This is a genomic window from Rugamonas aquatica (assembly GCF_009380215.1).
Classification (GTDB): Bacteria; Pseudomonadota; Gammaproteobacteria; order Burkholderiales; family Burkholderiaceae_D; genus Rugamonas; species Rugamonas aquatica_B.
Genome location: NZ_WHUG01000004.1, coordinates 541,789 through 560,327 on the forward strand (window position 1 = coordinate 541,789; position 18,539 = coordinate 560,327).

The window sequence follows — 18,539 nt, forward strand, 5'->3', positions numbered from 1 at the left end:
TCAGCCGACCACATTCCTGGGCGCGCCCGCCGCCCATGCTTCGATATTGTCGATCAACTGATCCGCCAGCACCTGCATGGCCTGCGAGCTGGCCCAGGCCGAATGCGGCGTCAGGATGAAGTTGGGCAGCCGCAGATTGAGCAGCACGTTGTCGGCCGGCGGCGGTTCCTGCACCAGCACGTCGAAGCCTGCGCCGGCGATCACGCCGCTGCGCAGGGCGTCGGCCAGCGCCGTCTCGTCCACCAGGCCGCCGCGTGCGGTGTTGATGAGCAGCGCGCTGCGCTTCATGCGGATCAGCTCTTTCGCGCTGATCAGGTTGCGCGTCTTGTCGTTCAGCGGCAGGTGCAGGCTGAGGATGTCCGAGGTTTCCAGCAGCTCGTCGAAGCCCACTTCGCGCACGCCATCGCCCGCCGCATCGGGCAGCGGCGAGCGCGTATGTACGATCACCTCCATGCCGAACGCCTGAGCGATACGTGCCACCGATTTGCCCAGCGTGCCATATCCCAACAGGCCCAGACGGCTGCCCGCCAGGTCCGCGATCGGATGGCCGAACAGGCAGAAACGGTCGGACTTCTGCCACAAGCCCGCCTCGATATCGGCGCGATACGCCACCAGCTGCCGCCGCAACGCCAGCATCAGCGCGAAGGTGTGCTCGGGCAGCGTGTGCACCGCGTAGTTGCGGATGTTGGAGACGACGATGCCGCGCTCGCGGCAGGCCGCCAGGTCGACGATGTCGGTGCCGGTGGCGGCCACCGCGATCATCTTCAGGTCCGGCAGCTGCGCCAGGTCGGCCGCGCGCAGCGGCACCTTGTTGGTGATGGCGATGGTGGCGCGCGCGTCGCGCAGGCGCGGCATGGCGTCCGCCGCCCTAGTGGCGGCATGCTCGGACCACGCATGCGCGAACGCAGGCTTGCGGATGTTGGCGATCACGCTGTCGCGGTCGAGGAATACGATGCGGTGGGCTTCAGTCATATGGCAACCTCAAAAGGAGTCGGGCGCGCCGGCGGTGCGGCTTTCGGCAGGCGCATGCCCGGATGGTTGGAAAACAGTTCGGCGACCCATTCGACAAACACCCGCACCTTGGCCGACAGGTGGCGGTTCTGCGGATAGACCACGTGCACCGGCAGCGGGTCGGTGCTCCAGTCGGCCAGCAGCTGTTCGAAGCGGCCGTCGGCGAGCATGGGCTCCATCATAAAGTTCGGCATCTGCACGATGCCCAGTCCCGCCAGACCCGCCGCCGTGTAGGCGTTGGTGTCGTTGACGGCGATGTGGCCGGGCAGGGCGACCTGTATGCGCTCGCCGTCGCGCGAGAAGTCCCAGTCGAACAGCTTGCCGGTGCGCGAAGAAAAATAGTTCACGCAGCGGTGGCGTATCAATTCGTCCGGATGCGCCGGCCGGCCGTAGCGCGACAGATAGTCCGGCGTGGCGCAGGTGACGAACTGCAGGATGCCGACGCGCCGCGCGATCAGGTTGGAGTCGCCCAGCTGGCCGCCGCGCACCGCGCAATCGACGCCTTCCTCGATCAGGTCCACCGTGCGGTCGCTGCAGCCCAGTTCCAGCTGGATGTCCGGGTAGCGCACGAAGAAGTCGGGCAGGGCGGGGATCAGCACGTCGCTGGACAGGCCGGTGGGCGCATCGACCCGCAGCCGCCCGCTGGGGCTGAGCCGCGTGCGCGACAGCGATTCCTCGGCCTCGCGCACGTCCGACAGGATGCGCAGGCAGCGCTCATAATAGGCGGCGCCGTCGGCCGTCACGCTGACCTGGCGCGTGGTCCGGTGCAGCAGCTTGACCGACAGCGCCGCCTCCAGCGACTGGATCAGCGTCGAGACGGTGGCCTTGGGCAGCTGCATATTGTCGGCGGCGCGCGTGAAGCCGCCGGCGTCGACCACCTGTACGAACACTTCCATCGCTTGTAGTTTATTCATCTTTGAGTCCCATTGTTCGGAATCCTGAACAATCAATTCGACATTGCAGTATTTATCAGATTGTAGATCAAGTTTAAGATTGCTGTACTGCACCAAGAAAGTACATTGAAGGAAAGGGGTTCAACATGAAATATCGGGATGGAATTTTTGCAACGATCGCACTGGCGCTGACTTCGGTCGCTCTGGCGGGCGTGGTCTATACCGATGCCTACTCGCAGGCGGCATCGGCCGAAGCGAGCGGCGTTCGTGCCCTGACCGAAGCGGCCGCCGGCGACGCCATCGCCTGCGCCGACACGGCCATGCTCTCCAGCGCCTCGGATACGGTGCAGCGATGAGCGCAACCGTCGAGCCATTGCCGCAGCTGTCGGACCTGCTCAAGGTCCGCACCCTGGAAGTGCGCGGCGCGCAAGGCCCCCTGGCCGGCCGCCTGTACACCAGCGGCGAGGCCGGCGCCAAGCGCGATACGCTGATCGTGTTCTTCCATGCCGGCGGCTTCAACAGCGGCGACCTGGACGATGCCGACATCTTCCTGCGCCATATGGCCGACGACAACCAGGACAGCGCCGTGCTGGCCACCGCCTACACGCTGGCGACGGTGCAGCCTTTCCCGGCCGCCGTCGAGGACGCGCACGCCGTGCTGACCTGGGCCAAGAAGCACAAGACCAAGCTGGGCTGGACCGGCAAGCGCCTGGTGGTGGCCGGCATCGAAGCCGGCGCCAACCTGGCGGCGGTCTGCGCGCTGATGTCGCGCGACCGCGGCGGCCCGGCGCTGGCCGGCCAGATCCTGGTGATGCCGATGCTCGATCCCGGTCTCAGCACCTGGTCGATGCGCGAGATGCAGAATGCGCCTGAATTGCTGGACGTGGCCGATGCCTGCGCGGCGGCCTACCGAGGCTACCTGCCGAACGCGGCAGACCGCACCCATCCATACGCCTCGCCGCTGCAGTCGAGCCGTCTGAAGAACCTGCCGCCGGCGCTGATCCTGTCGGCCGAAGACGACCCGCTGCGCGACGAAGCGGAACAATATGGCGCGAAGTTGATTGCCTGTGGTGTCAAGACCACCGTCAACCGAATGCCGGCAGCGTCCCTGAGTGAAGCAGGGGCGCGCAACGAATGCGCGTGCAAGTGTTACGCGCTGGGAGAAATCGCCAGTTTCATCGCTGGCCTGGAACGGTCTGAGACGCCGCCAGCCGCATAGGGTTCCCCAACCTTTAAGCAGTATCTGCAATCACGTCCCCACTGGCTTGCCGGCGGGGCGCTAGTACCGTGTTTTCTCGCAATTCGTTGAGGGCAACCGGTGCCGCCATTTCTATTAATTATTTTCATATAAAAGGGAATAAACATGAAAACCATTAAACAATTCACCGTCGTAGCCCGGCCGCTGGCCGCCGCTATGGCGCTGGCGGGACTGGCCGCTTTTGGCCTCTCCGGTTGCGAAGACGCTACCGGCAAGACAGCTGAAGCACCGGCCGCCGGTGGTCCTCCGATTTCGGCCGCAGTGGTCGTCGAGAAAACCATCACCGAGACGCAGGAGTTCTCGGGCCGTCTGGAAGCGATCGAGCAAGTGCAGATCCGTCCTCGCGTCGGCGGCTTCATCACCGCAATCAATTTCAAGCCTGGCAGCGAAGTGAAGAAGGGCGAAGTCCTGTTCGTCATCGATCCACGTCCGTTCCAGGCTGAAGCCAACCGCGCCGAAGCGGCAGCCGGCTCGGCCCGCGCCAAGGCCGATCTGGCCAAGGTGGAACTGGTCCGCGCTGAAAAACTGCTGGCCGACAAAGCCATCGCTCAGCGCGAATACGACGCCCTGGCATCGAGCCTGAAGCAGCTGGACGCCGATGCCCGCGCCGCACAAGCGCAGTACGAAGCGGCCAAGCTGAACCTGAGCTACACCCAGGTGACGTCGCCGATCAACGGCCGCGTATCGAAAGCGGAAATCACGCTGGGCAATCTGGTCGACGCTTCGGCGGTACTGACTTCGGTGGTCTCGCTGGAGCGCATCTACGCTTCCTTCGACGGCGATGAAGACACCTATCTGCGCGTTGGCGCCGCTGCCCACCAAGGCAAGCCGGCCACCGTGAAGATCGGCCTGGCCAACGAAACCGGCTTCCCGCACGAAGGCAAGCTGGAATTCGTCGACAACCAGCTCGATCCACGCAGCGGTTCGGTGCGCATGCGCGCCACCCTCAACAACACCGACGGCGCGCTGGTGCCAGGCCTGTTCGCCCGCGTGCAGCTGGCCGGCTCCACCGGCGCCAAGTCGGCGTTGATGATTAACGACCGCGCCATCAGCACGGACCAGAACCGCAAGTTCGTGTTCGTGGTCGACAAGGACAACAAGGCCGAGTACCGCCCTGTGACCCTCGGCCCTGCCATCGATGGCCTGCGCGTGGTGCGCGACGGCTTGAAGCCGGGCGAGAAGATCGTCGTCAACGGCCTGCAGCGCGTGCGTCCTGGTGCGCCGATCACGCCGACCGTGGTCGCCATGGATTCCGATCCGCTAGCCGCCAACGTGCCGAAAACCGAAGTTAAAAAAGATGAAAAAGTAGCGGCGGTCGCAACCAAGACCGGCACTTCCAAGGAATAAAAACTATGAACATCTCTCGATTTTTTGTCGACAAGCCGATTTTTGCGGCGGTACTGTCGATCATTATCTTCGTCGCCGGCTTGATATCGATCTTCAAGCTGCCGATCTCGGAGTACCCGGACGTGGTGCCGCCATCGGTGGTGGTGCGCGCGCAGTATCCTGGTGCGAATCCGAAGATCATCGCCGAAACCGTGGCCGCGCCGCTTGAGGAACAGATCAACGGCGTCGAGAACATGCTGTACATGTCCTCGCAAAACACCTCGGACGGCGCGCTGGCGCTGACCGTCACCTTCAAGATCGGCACCAACGTCGAGCAGGCTGAGACCCAGGTGCAGAACCGCGTTCAACGCGCGCTTCCGCGTCTGCCGGAAGAAGTCCGCCAGATCGGCGTGACGACCGTGAAGTCGTCGCCCAACCTGACCATGGTGGTCCACCTGCAATCGCCGAACGGCCGTTACGACGACCTGTATCTGCGTAACTATGCAGTGTTGAACATCAAGGACCAGCTGGCGCGCTTGCCTGGCATGGGCGAGGTGCAGCTGTTCGGTTCCGGCGACTACGCGATGCGTATCTGGCTGAACCCGCAGAAAGTGGCGCAGCGCGGCCTGACCGCCAGCGATGTCGTCGCCTCGATCCGCGAGCAGAACGTTCAAGTTGCTGCTGGTGTGATCGGCCAGGGCCCGACCAAGGGTGCTGACTTCCAGCTGACCGTGAACACGCAAGGCCGTCTGCAAAGCGAAGAAGAATTCGGCAACATCATCCTGAAGACCAATGCCGACGGCGCGGTAACGCTGCTGAAGGACGTGGCCCGCATGGAGATGGGTTCGAACTCGTACGCGCTGCGCTCCCTGCTGAACAACAATTCGGCGGTGGCGATCCCTATTTTCGAAGCACCTAACGCCAACGCCTTGCAGCTGTCGGCCGACGTGCGCTCGACGATGGCCCGCCTGTCGAAGGATTTCCCGGAAGGCGTCACGTACAGCGTTGTATATGACCCGACCCAATTCGTGCGCGAATCGATCCGCGCCGTGATCCACACCCTGATCGAAGCGATCATTCTGGTGGCACTGGTGGTGATCGTGTTCCTGCAAACCTGGCGCGCATCGGTGATCCCACTGCTGGCCGTTCCCGTGTCGGTGGTGGGTACTTTCGCCGTCATGCTGGGCTTTGGCTTCTCGATCAACACGCTGTCGCTGTTCGGCCTTGTGCTGGCCATCGGTATCGTGGTCGATGACGCGATCGTGGTGGTGGAAAACGTCGAACGGAATATCTCCAACGGACTGTCGCCGCATGACGCGACCATCCAGGCGATGAAAGAGGTGAGTGGTCCGATTATCGCGATTGCGCTGGTGCTGTGCGCCGTGTTCGTGCCGATCGCCTTCGTATCGGGTCTGTCCGGCCAGTTCTACAAGCAGTTCGCGCTGACCATCGCCATCTCGACCGTGATCTCGGCATTCAGCTCGCTGACCCTGGCCCCGGCCCTGGCCGCCGTGCTGCTGCGTCCACACGATGCACCGAAAGATGCGCTGACCCGCGTGATGGACAAGATCTTCGGCCGCTTCTTCGGCTGGTTCAACCGCTTCTTCAACCGCGCTTCCAAAGGCTATGAAACCGGCGTGACCGGCGTGTTGAAACGCAAAGGCGGTTCGCTGGTGGTGTACGCCATCCTGGCCGTGGCTGCGGGCTTCATGTTCAAGATCGTGCCTCCGGGCTTCGTTCCTGCGCAGGACAAGCAGTATCTGATCGGTTTCGCACAACTGCCGGACGCCGCATCGCTGGACCGTACCGACGCCGTCATCCGCAAGATGTCGGACATCGCCAAGGAAATCCCTGGCGTGGCTGATTCGGTGGCTTTCCCTGGCCTGTCGATCAACGGCTTCACCAATGCGCCTAACGCCGGTATTGTGTTCACCCCACTGAAACCGTTCGAAGAGCGCACCAAGAAGAGCGAATCGGCTGAAGCCATCGCTGCTGAAATCAACAAACGCATGGGCGCCATCGAAGGTGCGTTCGTGATGGTGCTGCCACCGCCGCCAGTCAATGGTCTGGGCACCACCGGTGGTTTCAAAGTGATGGTCGAAGACCGCGACAACCTGGGCTATGACGCGCTGTACAAGGCTATCCAGGCAGTGCAGATGAAGGCATGGCAGAACCCTAAACTGGCCGGCGTATTCTCCAGCTACCAGATCAACGTGCCACAGCTGTTCGCCGACATCGACCGCGCCAAGGCCAAGCAACTGGGCGTGCCGCTGCAGACGATCTACCAGACCTTGCAGATCAATCTGGGTTCGCTGTATGTGAACGACTTCAATCAGTTCGGCCGTACCTATCAGGTGCGCGTCCAGGCTGACCAGCAGTTCCGTTCGCACGCAGAAGACATCGCCCAGCTGAAAGTCCGCAACGACAAGGGCGAGATGATTCCTCTGTCGTCGCTAATGCGCGTGAAAGACAGCTATGGCCCGGACCGCGTACAGCGCTACAACGCCTACGTCGCAGCCGAGATCAATGGCGGCGCCGCTCCTGGCATCTCGTCGGGTGAGGCGCAGGCTGAAATGACCAAGATCCTCAATGAGGTTCTGCCTAAGGGTATCGGCTACGAATGGACGGAACTGGTGTACCAGGACATCCTGTCCGGTAACACGATGATGTATGTGTTCCCACTGTGCGTGCTGCTGGTATTCCTGGTGCTGGCCGCCCAGTACGAAAGCTGGACCCTGCCGCTGGCGGTGATCCTGATCGTGCCGATGTCGATCTTCTGCGCGCTGGTTGGCGTGAAGCTGACCCACGGGGATAACAACGTCTTTACGCAGATTGCCTTGTTCGTGCTGGTTGGTTTGGCCTCGAAGAACGCGATTCTGATCGTGGAGTTTGCACGCGAACTGGAACACCACGGCCGTACCATCGTCGAAGCCGCGCTGGAAGCTTGCCGCCTGCGTCTGCGTCCGATTCTGATGACGTCGATCGCATTCATCATGGGCGTGCTGCCGCTGGTGTTCTCGCACGGTGCCGGTTCGGAAATGCGTCATGCAATGGGTGTGGCGGTGTTTGCCGGCATGCTGGGCGTGACCTTCTTCGGCCTGTTCCTGACGCCGGTGTTCTACGTCCTGCTGCGCAAGCTGGCGGTACGCCTGGAGAAGAAAAAACCTGCCGTGGCTGGCGACGCCGCTCCGGCAAAACTGGAAGGGACTCACTGATATGAACAAGCTGCATATGATCGCTAAAGGTGTGGCGCCTGTATTGGCAGCCTTGCTGATGACCGCATGCGCCGCGCCGGAATTCAAGCAGCCTGCGATGGACGTGCCGGTCGCGTTCAAGGAATCGCAGCTGCCGGCCGCTGTCAAAGTGGCCGCCGACGGCAGCACCTGGAAACAGGCGCAAGCCGCCGAAGCGCAGCCGCGCGGCGAGTGGTGGCTGGCTTTCAACGACACGGCTCTCAATGAGCTGATCGCTGAAGCCACCCGCGCCAACGCCAACCTGGCCGTGGCTGCGGCCCGCGTCAAGCAGGCACGCGCCATCGCCGGCGTCGCCGAGGCGGATCGCATTCCGCAGGTCGGCGTCAACGTTGGCGCGCAGCGTCAGCGCCAGTCCGACGTGGCGCTTGGCCTGCCGGCCGGTACGCCGGTCGCTCCGGGCAATGTGTTTTCCGCTAACCTGACGGCCAGCTACGAGGTCGACCTGTTCGGCCGCGTATCGTCGAACGTCAGCGCCGCCCGCAACGACGCCGCTTCCGTGGAAGCGACTTACCGTTCGGTGCTGCTGTCGGTGCAGGCCGATGTGGCGCAGACTTACTTCCGTCTGCGTGCCACGGACGCTGAACTGGAAACGCTGAACCGCACGGTGCAGACCCGCGAAGAAAACGTCAAGGTCAACCAGCGTCGCTTCGACCTGGGCGACATCGGCGAGTTCGATCTGTCGCGTGCCAAGACCGAGCTGGCGACTTCGCGTGCCGAAGCCATCGGCCTGCAACGCCAGCGCGCGACGACCGAGCATGCACTGGCGGTCCTGCTGGGCAAACCGGCGGCCAGCTACACGGCCGGCGCCAGCCCGCTGCTCGACACGTCGCTGCTGCCGGTGATTCCGGCGGGTCTGCCGTCGTCGCTGCTGGAGCGTCGTCCGGACATCGCCGCGGCACAGCGCGCGATGGAAGCGTCCAACGCCCGCATCGGCGTCGCCAAGGCGGCGATGTTCCCGGCGCTGGCCTTGAACGCCAATGCCGGCGGCGCCTCGGGCAATACCGTCGCCGACGTGTTCAAGTGGAGCAGCCGTTCGTGGGTGCTGGGCGCGTTGATGTCGATGCCATTGATCGACGGTGGCCGCAACAAGGCCAACATCAATCGCAGCGAAGCAGCGCTTGAGGAATCGGTTGGTACGTATCGCCAGAGCGTGCTGGTGGCTTTCGCGGAAGTGGAAGACAACCTGGCGGGCCTGCGCATCCTGGCTGGCCAGACTGCGCAGATTGAAGATGCCGTGGTTTCGGCGCGTCGTTCCGCCGATCTGGCGCAGAAGCTGTACACCGCCGGTCGTTCGAGCTACCTCGATCTGCTGGACGCGCAGCGTAACCTGGCGTCGGTGGAGCGTAGTGCGGTGCAGTTGCGCGGTAATCGCGCTGTCACCACCGTGGCGCTGATCCGCGCGCTGGGCGGCGGCTGGGATGGCGCCAACGCTTCGCAGAAGGTCGCGCAGCGATAAGCTGGACGATTAATGCAAAAAGCCTGTGCACGCGTGAGCGGCACAGGCTTTTTTTATGTACGGTGGGCTGGGGGCCACCGCGTACTGCGGAATTACTTGGTGACGACTGGAGCAGGGGTAGCTGCTGCTTCAGCTTTCTCGGCCTTGGCGTGTGCCTTGGCTTTGGTTTTGTGAGCCTTGGCGTGGGCGTCGGCCTTTTCGGCTTTTTCGTCGGCTTTGGCGACGGCGACATCTTTCTTGGCTTCGGCTTCTACCTTGGCGGTTTTGGCTTCGGCTTTGACGGCGGCCTTGGTTTCTTTAGCGTCTGCCTTGGCGACGACTTTGGTTTCCTTGGCTTCTGCTTTGACGGCTGCTGCTGGAGCGGCTGGCGCGGTGGCTGGGGTCTGTGCAAAAGCTGCGGTAGCGAACAGGCCGGCGATCAGGGTAGCGATAAGTTTGTTCATGATGAAATCCTCATTCAGGTTGATTTAGAGCCGGGACAATTCCCGTGTCACTGAGCGAAAAACGCGGCCCGGATCGCTGTCGTTGACGGCCTTTACAATCGCTTACAAGCTCGCCAGATTGCTTACATGTTCGCCAGCGCACGGAATCGCCCGCCGCCCGGGCATACGCTGGCGGCATGGGAGACTCGCTTACAACCTACAAGTCCAAGCGCAACTTCGCGATCACGCCCGAGCCGGCAGGCGGAGGCGAGGAGGGCGGGGAGGCGCTGGCCTTCGTCATCCAAAAACACTGGGCCAGCCGCTTGCACTACGATTTCCGCCTGGAGCTCGACGGCGTGATGCTGAGTTGGGCCGTGCCCAAAGGCCCCAGCTACGACACGCACGACAAGCGCATGGCCGTGCATGTGGAGGATCATCCGATTTCGTACAACGACTTCGAAGGCACGATTCCGCCCAAACAGTACGGCGCGGGCAAAGTCATCATCTGGGACCGGGGCGTATGGCGGCCGCAGGGCGATCCGCGCAAGGCCTTGGCCGCCGGGAGCCTGAAGTTCGAACTGGCGGGGCACAAGATGCACGGACGCTGGGCGCTGGTCCGCATGAAGGGCAAGGGCGAGAAGCAGGAACCGTGGCTGTTGATTAAGGAGAAGGACGACTACGCCCGTCCCGCAGCCGAATTCAGCGTGGTCGATGAAATGCCCGATTCCGTCAAGGTGCTGCAGCCGCCGGCCGACTTGCCGGAAACGCTGTCACCGCAGCTGGCAACGCTGGTCGATGCGCTGCCGTCCTCGCCCGAAGACTGGCTATTCGAAATCAAGTTCGACGGCTACCGCCTGCTGGCGCGCATCGATGGCAAGGACATCCGCCTGGTCACTCGCAACGGCAACGACTGGACCCATCGCCTGCCCAACCTGCGCGGCGCCCTCGCCAAAATGAAGCTGCCCTCCGGCTGGTACGACGGCGAAATCGTGGTCCACGACGATAACGGCCGCCCGGACTTCGGTCTGCTGCAAAACGCCTTCGACGAAGACAATCCGGCGGACATCGTCTACTTCCTGTTCGACATCCCATTCCACAACGGCCGCGATTTGCGCGAGACGCCGCTGGAACAACGCCGAGCCATCCTGCAAGCGCTGCTCGACAAAAAGTCCACCGACACGGTGCGCTTCAGCGCCGCGCTGAACGCGCCACCCGAAGAGATGATCGCTGCCGCATGCAGCATGGGACTCGAAGGCATCATCGGCAAGCGCCGTGACGCCCGCTACACAACGCGCCGCAGCGACAGCTGGATCAAGCTCAAATGCGGCCAGCGGCAGGAGTTCGTCATCGGCGGCTACACCGATCCGCAAGGCTCGCGCAGCGGTTTCGGCTCGCTGCTGCTCGGCACCTACGACAAGGACGGCAAGCTGCAATACGCGGGCAACGTCGGCAGCGGCTTCGACGCCGCCACGCTGCGCGACGTGAAATCGAAGATGGACAAGCTGGCCGCCGCGCATAGTCCCTTTGCCCCCAACCGCGAGATCGACCACAAAGCCCACTGGCTCAAGCCGGTGTTGGTGGCGGAAGTGAGCTTCGGCGAGTGGACGCGCGCGGGCTCGATCCGTCACGCCGTCTTCAAAGGACTACGCAAGGACAAGAAGGCCGACGCCATCGTGCGCGAGACGCCGGCCCATCTTAAGGAGCAAGCAGACATGCAAACCGCAAGCACAGTGCAGGGCAAGCTGCCCGCCACACTCAAGATCACCAATCCCGACCGCGTCATCGACAAGCAAAGCGGCGCCACCAAGATCGCGCTGGTGCGCTACTACGCGCTGGTCGCCGCGCTGATGCTGCCGCACCTGAAGGGACGCCCGGTATCGCTGGTGCGCGCGCCGGACGGCGTCGGTGGCGAATTGTTCTTCCAAAAGCATGCCGAGACCGGCAAGCTGCCTGGCGTTAAACACCTGGACCCCGCGCTCGATCCCGACCATGCGCCGATGCTGGAAATCTCGACCGAACAAGGCTTGCTGTCGGCCGCGCAGTGGAACGTGGTCGAACTGCACACGCAGAACGCCAACGCCTCCAGCTACGACAAGCCCAATCGCATGGTGTTCGACCTGGACCCGGGCAAGGGCGTCGGCTGGCGGCAGGTGCAGGAGGCGGCGCAGTTGATGCGCGCCTTCCTCGATCATCTGGGCCTGCCGGCCTTCCTGAAAACCAGCGGCGGCAAAGGCCTGCATGTGGTGGTGCCGGTGAGGCCGGGCTACGGCTGGGACGATGTCAAGGCCTTCTCGCAGGCCATCGTTGCGCACATGGCCGAGCAGATTCCCGAGCGTTTCGTGTTGAAGAGCGGCCCGCGCAACCGTGTCGGCAAGATCTTCATCGACTATCTGCGCAACGGGCGGGGCGCCACCACGGTGGCCGCGTGGTCGGCCCGCAGCCGGCCCGGCCTGGGCATCTCGGTGCCGCTGGACTGGGATGAGCTGGAGGGCCTGCGCGGCGCCGACCAGTGGAACATCGGCAACGTGCATGCGCGGCTCGATGTCGGCAATGCGCCCTGGGATGATTACGCCAAGTCCGCCAAGGGGCTGGCGGCAGCGATGAAGATGCTCGGGGCGTCCGAGTGAGTTTCCGTAATGAAATTATAATTTAATATTGACAATAGGTGTTGTGAATGTTTTAATGCTGGCTCGATACATATCCAGGAAACGCCCAGATGAAAAAGCTGCCCATTTTGTTAGCCGGTCTGACCATGCTCGGCTCTGCCCACGCTACCGTCTATCAATTTGATTTCACAGCCAAAATCCAGGAAATGGTCGAATTCTCGCCGCTGACCTTCACCGGCGGCGCGGTTGCTTCCAGCAGCCTGTCGGGCAGCACGGTTTCGATCGGCGACATCATCACCGGCCATTTCAGCTACGACACCGAGACCGCCTTGTTCAGCAACGTCGGCGGCAGCGCCATGTACGCGGCGCCTGCGGCCCAGAACAGCCTGGGCGCCAGCATAGGCGGCAGCAGCATCGGCCTGGCCGACGCCACCTACAGCAGCACCAATGTGCAGGTCGCCAATAACGCGACCATGCTGGGCGGGGCAGATGGTTTTGGCATCGCCAATGTGTCGGCCAACGCCTTTGCGTCGCAGATGATGGCGGTGAGTTTCTTCGACAAGTCCGGCCAGGTCTTCAACGCCTCGGCCATGCCTGGCGAGCTGGATTTCTCCGGCTTCAGCCAGTCGAGCTTTTACTACACGTATTCGTCCACCGCTACCCACGCCATGATGGGCGCCAACGGTGCCCTGACTTCGATCACCGTCACCGAAGTGCCGCTTCCGGTCCCGGAGCCTGAAACCTATGCGATGCTGCTGGCCGGCCTGATGCTGCTGGGCTGGAAAGCACGCCGCCGCTAAGCCGCCGTCGCGCGCCTGGTCGTTTTGGCGGCCGGTTTCGCTTTCGATGCACGGCCGGTTTTCGCCGGCCGCTTGCCCAGGCTGTCCTGCAGCAGCGCCACCAGATCCACCACATTCGATGACTTGGCCGCCCGGGCTTCCGGTTCGGCGGCGGTGATGGTCTTGGTCTGGCCGGCTTTCACCTTCTTCTTCACCAGTGCCAGCACGTCATCCTTGTAGGTGTCGTGGTAGCGCTCCGGCTTCCATTCTTCGCTCATGCCTTCGACCAGCGACAGCGCCATCTGCAGCTCCTTGTCGCTGATGCCGGCCGCCTTCATGGTCGCCGGCGGCAGCTTCAATTCCTCGGCGCTGCGGATCTCGGCCGCGTAGCGCAGCGTGTTCAGCACGATCTTGTCGTCGACGCAGACCAGCGCGCACAGGTGCTGTTTGGTGCGTATCACCACCGTGGCGATGCCGATCTTGCCGGCCTTGCGCAGCGTCTCGCGCAGCAGCGCATATACCTTGGCGCCGCCGCGCGACGGCGCCAGGTAATAGGGCTGTTCGTAGTAGGTCAGCGGCACATCGGCCGCGTCGACGAAGGCCTGGATATCGATGGTCTGCGTGGCCTCGACGTTGGCGCGTTTCAGATCCTCGTCGGACAGCACCACATACTCGTTGTCCTCGTACTCATAGCCTTTGACGATATCGTCCCAGCTCACTTCCTTGCCCGTGTTCTTGTTGTAGCGCTTGTAGCCGACCGGCGAAAAGTCGCGGCGGTCGAGCATCGTCAGATCCAGCTCGTGCTCCTGCACGGCGGAATACAGTTCGACCGGAATGTGCACCAGCCCGAAGCTGATGGCGCCTTTCCATAACGCACGTGTCGCCATGATGTTCTCCTCGAAGCAGACAGTATTGGCCGCGCGGAGCGCAAAGACGGTGCGCTTGCTCACAGATATGCGTCAATACTGCGACGCAAAACAAGTTGCCTGAGGAAATAATCTGATCTTTAGTACAAAAAATATTGCTAATTATGAACTTTATGGCACACTACTGGGGGGATACATTTTTTATATTAAAAGCATGCGTAGGAGCAACATGATGCCGGACAGGACCAATAGCGTAGGCGTGTTTTTTAACGCCAATGGCGAGCGACGCTCGGAGTTCCAATCCTGCTGCGGAGAGATGTTCTCCCAGCTGACGATGACCGAACATGTCGAGGCGACCGCGACGGCGCTAGGCAAGCGCACCGTGGATTTGCTGGTGCTGGACCTGAACGGCTACGAGCAGCTGAGCGAGCTGGCCGGCGTCGGCGCGCTGATCCGCAGCCGCGCGGGTGCGCCGGTGCTGGTGTTGTGCGCCTACGAGCACAGCGCCTGGCTGCCCGAGCTGATGACCTACGGCCAGTTCGACTACCGCATCTGCCCGGTACTCAACGACGAGCTGCAACAGGCCGTGGAGCAGGCGCTGGCGGTACCCGCCGATGCCGCCGCCGCCCTGCAGCAAGAGTTGCTGGACAAGGAAAGAGAACTGCGCGACCTGCTGGGCGTGCAGCGCAGCCTGCAACGGGCGCTGAGCGGCATCGACAGCATCGAATCGATGTCGGCCCAGATCTGCCTGGCGCTGTGCAATTTCCCCGGCGTGCGCCATACGGCCGTGCTGCACATGAAAGAGCGGGGCGACCTGCAACTGGTGGCGCAGGAATCGCGCAACCACCTGGACCTGGCGCGCCTGCTGCAGCGGCGCGACCGTCTGCTGCAATCGCCGCTGCGCGACGTGTTCCCGCCGCTGCTGGCGGTGGCGCGTGGCGAGATGGTGCTGCTGGACGCACCGGAAAAAGCCGGCGATCCGGAACTGGCGATGACGCTGCACGACCGCTGCGTGCGCATGGTGCTGGCGCTGCCGCTGCGCGCCGAGCCGGGCGGCCCGGAGCTGGGCGCGATCTGCCTGATGTTCGACCGTCACATCACCTTCTCGCGCGAGCAGTTCGCCTGCTTCAGCAGCCTGGCGCAGTTTGTCAGCTTCGGCCTGGGCATGAGCGAGTTGAAGCACCGGAATGAAGAACTGTCCGGCCAGATTTCGCAACTGAGCACCGTAGACAGCGTGACCGGCGCCGCCAACCGCCGCGCCGGCGAGGACATGCTGGACAACGAAATCCGCCGCGCGCGCCGTTACGGCCTGCCGCTGGCGGTGCTGTCCTTCGATGTCGCCAGCTTCCAATCCGTAAACGATTTATACGGTTCCCCGGCCGGCGACCAGACGCTGCGCGTGGTGGCGGACGTGGTCAAGAGCCGCTTGCGCACCTCGGACCTGCTGGCGCGCATGCGCGGCGAAGAGTTCCTGATTATCGCCACCCACACCACGGCGGCCGACGCCAAACGCCTGGCGGAAAAGCTGCGCGGCGCGCTGGCCGAAGCGGACCTGCCGCGCACCGCCGAATTGGTCGTCAGCCTGGGCGTGACCCAGGTGGGCGGGGACGAGGGCAGCGCTACTGTCCTCGACCGATTGGATGCGTCGCTGCACCGCGCCAAGCGCGCGGGCCGCAACTGCATCGACGTGGTGGAATAAGGCCTAGATCTTTTCCAGCACCGTCGCAATACCCTGGCCGCCGCCGATGCACTGGGCGGCCAGCGCGTAACGGCCGCCGCTGCGCGCCAGCAGCGCCGCCGCCTTGCCGGTGATGCGCGCGCCGGTGGCGCCCAGCGGATGGCCGATGGCCAGGCCGCCGCCATCGATATTCAACACCTCCGGCCGGATCCCCAGTTCGCGCACGCAGGCCAGCGCCTGCGATGCGAACGCCTCGTTAATCTCCGCCACATCGATATCGCTGGCCTGCAGGCCGGCCAGCCGCAGCGCCTTTTGTGTCGCCGGAATCGGGCCTATGCCCATCAGCGCAGGATCGCAACCCACCGCCGCCATCGAGACGATGCGCGCGCTCGGCGTCAGACCGTGCTTGCGGGCGAAGGCCTCGGTCGTCACCAGCACCGCCGACGCGCCGTCGGTCAGTGGCGACGAGGTGCCGGCCGTGACCACGCCGTGCTCGGGATCGAACACCGGCTTCAGCCCGGCCAGCGCCTCGACGGTGGTGCCGGGGCGGATGCAGCCGTCTTCGGCGATGACTTCGCCGGTGCCGGTGGTGATGGGCACGATTTCATCCTTCAGCAGACCGGCGGCGCGGGCGCTGGCCGCCTTCTGGTGCGACTGGAAGGCCAGCTTTTCCTGGTCAACGCGCGCCACCTCGTATTTGCGGGCGACGTTTTCCGCCGTATCGCCCATGCTGATGTAGGCGTCGGTTTCGGCCAGCAGTTGCGGGTTGGGAGAGAAGTTAAAGCCGCCTTGCGGCACCATCGTCATCGACTCGATGCCGACGCACAGATAAGCCTCGCCCAGTCCCGCCTCGATCTGCGCTGCGGCGATGTGGATGGACGACATCGACGAGCCGCAGAAACGGTTGATCGTCATGCCCGGCACCTCATGCGGAAAGCCCGCCAGCAGCGCGACGATGCGCGCCAGGTTGTTGCCCTGCGAGGATTCCGGATAGGCGCAGCCGAGGATCACGTCGTCCAGCAGGCGCGGGTCGAGGCCGGTGCGCTGGATGAGGCCCCGCACCACCTGGGCGCCCAGGTCGTCGGGGCGGACTTCGGCCAGCTTGCCTTTGCGGGCGAAGTGGAAGGGAGAACGGGCATAGGCACTGATGACAGCTTTCATGGCTTAACTCCTTTAAATGATGCTCATAATGATTGATATATTACGCTCATAATGTATGATGTCAACAGGTGCACCGTGGGGAGACAGACATGAAGGTAAGCAGAGAACAAGTGGCGCTCAATCGCGAGCGCATCGTTGAAACGGCGGCGCGGCTGTTCCGCGAAAAAGGCTATGACGGCATCGGCGTGGCCGACCTGATGAAAAACGCCGGCCTGACGCACGGCGGTTTCTACGGCCATTTCGCTTCCAAGGAAGATTTGCTGGCCGCAGCCACCGAGCATGCGCTCAAGCGCTCGGTCGAGCGCTGGCAGGGCTACGTGCAGCAGGGCGCGGACACCGCGCTGGACAAGATCGGCGCCGGCTACCTGTCGGTTGCGCATCGCGACGGTCCAGCGAAGGGCTGTTCCGTGACCTCGCTGGGGGCTGATATCTCGCGCCTCGGCCCCAAGGCGCGGCATGCGCTGACCGAAGGCGTCAGTGCCCAGTTGGCCGTGCTCGAACCGCTGATGCCCGGCGATGCCGACGCCGACCAGCGGCGCCAGGCGGTGGCGACCTACGCCGCCATGGTCGGCGCCATCGTGCTGTCACGCGCAGTCGACGACGAGGCGCTGTCGCTGGAAATCCTGCAGGCGGTGCATGCGTCGCTGCCAACCCGCTGACCGGCGCCTATTGGGCTGCCGGCTCCCACGCGGCATCGTATTCCTTTTCCAGTAGCGCGCAGACCAGTGTGCCGAGCGAGACGCCGAAGACATCCTGCGCCGCTTGAGCGCCGCCATCGGAGCGCTCGGCGGCGCGGGCAAAACTGCTGAAGCGCGCCCAGTCGCTGCCCATGTGTGCGACCAGGACGCGTGCCAACTCGTAGGACAGCAGATTGCCATTGTCCGGCCGGAAGAAGGAAGCGCCCGACCAGAATTCCTGCATCTCCTGCGGCCCCCAGAATGCCAGATGCATGGCGTGGAGCTGGTGCTGGGTGTATCCGGTGCCGCCGCCGCGCGTCAGCCGCATTTCCGTGTTGACGGCGAGGCCTTCATCCAGCCAGCGCGGCAAATGCAAGTGGGCAAGCGCGCTGTGCGTGAGTTCATGCGCAATCACTGGCTCGATGTTCGCCAGGTCGTTGAGCGCGACGACGAAGTGCGGGCAACCGTGGTTGATGAACATGCCGCCGCTGTCGGCGAAATGACCGCCGTCCGGGTAGTAGGTCGAGACGTAGTGATAGTAGTCGGTTTCATCCGGCGCGACCACCAGCACGCTCTTGTCGTGTTCCGGGAATTGCGCCAGCCCCGCCAACAGTTTGTTGATGCGCGCGCGCGTGGTGGTCACATATGCAGCCGTCGCCAGGACCACGTTATTAGCCAGCGGCGACAACACAAACGCGTCATCGGCTTCGTGCAAGCGGAGCGTGGAACCGAAGGCGTCGCGCAGATGGCTTAGCCATGCTCTTTTGGTCACTTGCGACGCCAGAACGGCGCGCTGAGGGTCGGGCAGGGCGGCGGTCCATTCTTCCAGCGCTTGCCAACGAAAGAATGGATAGCCGTTCGAAGTTTGCATATGCGGCGCCAGTGCCAGCGGCGGCAGTCCGGCAAAGCTCAGTTGCAGCGGCGCGGGGCCGGCGACGGTCCCCGGCAGCAAGGGCTCCGCCGCCGGCGTTTGCGTTAGTGCGGGTTTGGTATGCCCCAGCGCGAAGAGCAGGCCGACGAAAGGCGCGATCCACAGCATGGCGATCACCATGTTCTGCTGCAAGCGGGTCTCGCCATTGAGGCGAATCCGGGTCCCTACGTACAGGTTGAGCGCGATAAGCAGGAAGAGTAGCGTGAGACCTGAGATCATGG

At 63.5% G+C, this 18,539-nt stretch carries 15 protein-coding genes; 9 read left to right on the plus strand and 6 right to left on the minus strand.

The features are described from left to right. Together GEV02_RS13820 and GEV02_RS13825 are read right to left on the minus strand one after the other, a co-directional pair. Complete coding sequence (locus GEV02_RS13820) at positions 1-972, minus strand: D-2-hydroxyacid dehydrogenase (protein ID WP_152838492.1); 972 nt, start codon at positions 970-972, stop codon at positions 1-3. Next, the gene (locus GEV02_RS13825; RefSeq protein WP_152838493.1) at positions 969-1,925 is read right to left on the minus strand and encodes a LysR family transcriptional regulator; all 957 of its coding nucleotides are present in this window, start codon (positions 1,923-1,925) and stop codon (positions 969-971) included. The genes GEV02_RS13820 and GEV02_RS13825 overlap by 4 nt, the downstream gene beginning before the upstream one ends. 125 nt (positions 1,926-2,050) lie before the next feature. On the opposite strand from GEV02_RS13825, the gene GEV02_RS13830 reads away from it, so the two are divergent. The 5 genes from GEV02_RS13830 to GEV02_RS13850 all read left to right on the plus strand — a co-directional run bounded on the left by GEV02_RS13830 (position 2,051) and on the right by GEV02_RS13850 (position 9,198). Next, positions 2,051-2,260 (plus strand): hypothetical protein, encoded by a 210-nt coding sequence (locus GEV02_RS13830; protein WP_152838494.1) that lies wholly within the window; start codon positions 2,051-2,053, stop codon positions 2,258-2,260. Next, the gene (locus GEV02_RS13835) at positions 2,257-3,123 is read left to right on the plus strand and encodes an alpha/beta hydrolase (protein ID WP_152838495.1); all 867 of its coding nucleotides are present in this window, start codon (positions 2,257-2,259) and stop codon (positions 3,121-3,123) included. Before GEV02_RS13830 ends, GEV02_RS13835 begins: the two co-directional genes overlap by 4 nt. Positions 3,124-3,267: 144 nt before the next feature. After that, a complete protein-coding gene (locus GEV02_RS13840; protein ID WP_152838496.1) occupies positions 3,268-4,509 on the plus strand; it encodes an efflux RND transporter periplasmic adaptor subunit in 1,242 nt (413 codons plus the stop codon). Between the two features lie 5 nt (positions 4,510-4,514). Then, positions 4,515-7,703 carry an efflux RND transporter permease subunit gene (locus GEV02_RS13845; RefSeq protein WP_152838497.1) on the plus strand — a complete coding sequence of 1,063 codons (3,189 nt, stop codon included), beginning with the start codon at positions 4,515-4,517 and terminating at the stop codon, positions 7,701-7,703. Between the two features lies 1 nt (position 7,704). After that, positions 7,705-9,198, plus strand: a complete 1,494-nt coding sequence (locus GEV02_RS13850; RefSeq protein WP_152838498.1) for an efflux transporter outer membrane subunit — start codon at positions 7,705-7,707, stop codon at positions 9,196-9,198. A gap of 92 nt (positions 9,199-9,290) precedes the next feature. Here GEV02_RS13850 and GEV02_RS13855 read toward each other — a convergent pair whose 3' ends face one another. Further along, complete coding sequence (locus tag GEV02_RS13855) at positions 9,291-9,641, minus strand: hypothetical protein (RefSeq protein ID WP_152838499.1); 351 nt, start codon at positions 9,639-9,641, stop codon at positions 9,291-9,293. A 176-nt stretch (positions 9,642-9,817) separates the two neighbouring features. Between GEV02_RS13855 and ligD the strand changes: the two genes are divergently transcribed. Together ligD and GEV02_RS13865 are read left to right on the plus strand one after the other, a co-directional pair. Continuing rightward, on the plus strand, positions 9,818-12,247 hold the full coding sequence (gene ligD / locus GEV02_RS13860; protein ID WP_152838500.1) for a DNA ligase D: 2,430 nt from the start codon (positions 9,818-9,820) through the stop codon (positions 12,245-12,247). A gap of 89 nt (positions 12,248-12,336) precedes the next feature. Further along, positions 12,337-13,026, plus strand: a complete 690-nt coding sequence (locus GEV02_RS13865; protein ID WP_152838501.1) for a PEP-CTERM sorting domain-containing protein — start codon at positions 12,337-12,339, stop codon at positions 13,024-13,026. On the opposite strand, the gene ku is transcribed toward GEV02_RS13865, so the two are convergent. Further along, positions 13,023-13,892: a non-homologous end joining protein Ku gene (ku, locus tag GEV02_RS13870; protein WP_152838502.1), complete on the minus strand. Its 870-nt coding sequence runs from the start codon at positions 13,890-13,892 to the stop codon at positions 13,023-13,025. The genes GEV02_RS13865 and ku overlap by 4 nt on opposite strands. Before the next feature lie 208 nt (positions 13,893-14,100). Between ku and GEV02_RS13875 the strand changes: the two genes are divergently transcribed. After that, the gene (locus GEV02_RS13875) at positions 14,101-15,570 is read left to right on the plus strand and encodes a GGDEF domain-containing protein (protein ID WP_235922761.1); all 1,470 of its coding nucleotides are present in this window, start codon (positions 14,101-14,103) and stop codon (positions 15,568-15,570) included. A 3-nt stretch (positions 15,571-15,573) separates the two neighbouring features. Here the strand turns inward: GEV02_RS13875 and GEV02_RS13880 are convergent, their stop codons facing one another. Further along, a complete protein-coding gene (locus GEV02_RS13880) occupies positions 15,574-16,710 on the minus strand; it encodes a thiolase family protein (RefSeq protein ID WP_152838503.1) in 1,137 nt (378 codons plus the stop codon). Between the two features lie 89 nt (positions 16,711-16,799). Between GEV02_RS13880 and GEV02_RS13885 the strand changes: the two genes are divergently transcribed. Next, positions 16,800-17,369 (plus strand): TetR/AcrR family transcriptional regulator, encoded by a 570-nt coding sequence (locus GEV02_RS13885; RefSeq protein ID WP_152838504.1) that lies wholly within the window; start codon positions 16,800-16,802, stop codon positions 17,367-17,369. Positions 17,370-17,376: 7 nt separating this feature from the next. Here the strand turns inward: GEV02_RS13885 and GEV02_RS13890 are convergent, their stop codons facing one another. Continuing rightward, positions 17,377-18,537 carry a hypothetical protein gene (locus GEV02_RS13890; RefSeq protein ID WP_152838505.1) on the minus strand — a complete coding sequence of 387 codons (1,161 nt, stop codon included), beginning with the start codon at positions 18,535-18,537 and terminating at the stop codon, positions 17,377-17,379. Between the last annotated feature and the right edge of the window lie 2 nt (positions 18,538-18,539).

Bases quoted from the DNA above. Each gene is read 5' to 3' on its own strand.
- GEV02_RS13820 (WP_152838492.1), bottom strand. From the start codon at position 972: ATGACTGAAGCCCACCGCATCGTATTCCTCGACCGCGACAGCGTGATC.
- GEV02_RS13825 (WP_152838493.1), bottom strand. From the start codon at position 1,925: ATGAATAAACTACAAGCGATGGAAGTGTTCGTACAGGTGGTCGACGCC.
- GEV02_RS13830 (WP_152838494.1), top strand. From the start codon at position 2,051: ATGAAATATCGGGATGGAATTTTTGCAACGATCGCACTGGCGCTGACT.
- GEV02_RS13835 (WP_152838495.1), top strand. From the start codon at position 2,257: ATGAGCGCAACCGTCGAGCCATTGCCGCAGCTGTCGGACCTGCTCAAG.
- GEV02_RS13840 (WP_152838496.1), top strand. From the start codon at position 3,268: ATGAAAACCATTAAACAATTCACCGTCGTAGCCCGGCCGCTGGCCGCC.
- GEV02_RS13845 (WP_152838497.1), top strand. From the start codon at position 4,515: ATGAACATCTCTCGATTTTTTGTCGACAAGCCGATTTTTGCGGCGGTA.
- GEV02_RS13850 (WP_152838498.1), top strand. From the start codon at position 7,705: ATGAACAAGCTGCATATGATCGCTAAAGGTGTGGCGCCTGTATTGGCA.
- GEV02_RS13855 (WP_152838499.1), bottom strand. From the start codon at position 9,641: ATGAACAAACTTATCGCTACCCTGATCGCCGGCCTGTTCGCTACCGCA.
- ligD (WP_152838500.1), top strand. From the start codon at position 9,818: ATGGGAGACTCGCTTACAACCTACAAGTCCAAGCGCAACTTCGCGATC.
- GEV02_RS13865 (WP_152838501.1), top strand. From the start codon at position 12,337: ATGAAAAAGCTGCCCATTTTGTTAGCCGGTCTGACCATGCTCGGCTCT.
- ku (WP_152838502.1), bottom strand. From the start codon at position 13,892: ATGGCGACACGTGCGTTATGGAAAGGCGCCATCAGCTTCGGGCTGGTG.
- GEV02_RS13875 (WP_235922761.1), top strand. From the start codon at position 14,101: ATGATGCCGGACAGGACCAATAGCGTAGGCGTGTTTTTTAACGCCAAT.
- GEV02_RS13880 (WP_152838503.1), bottom strand. From the start codon at position 16,710: ATGAAAGCTGTCATCAGTGCCTATGCCCGTTCTCCCTTCCACTTCGCC.
- GEV02_RS13885 (WP_152838504.1), top strand. From the start codon at position 16,800: ATGAAGGTAAGCAGAGAACAAGTGGCGCTCAATCGCGAGCGCATCGTT.
- GEV02_RS13890 (WP_152838505.1), bottom strand. From the start codon at position 18,537: ATGATCTCAGGTCTCACGCTACTCTTCCTGCTTATCGCGCTCAACCTG.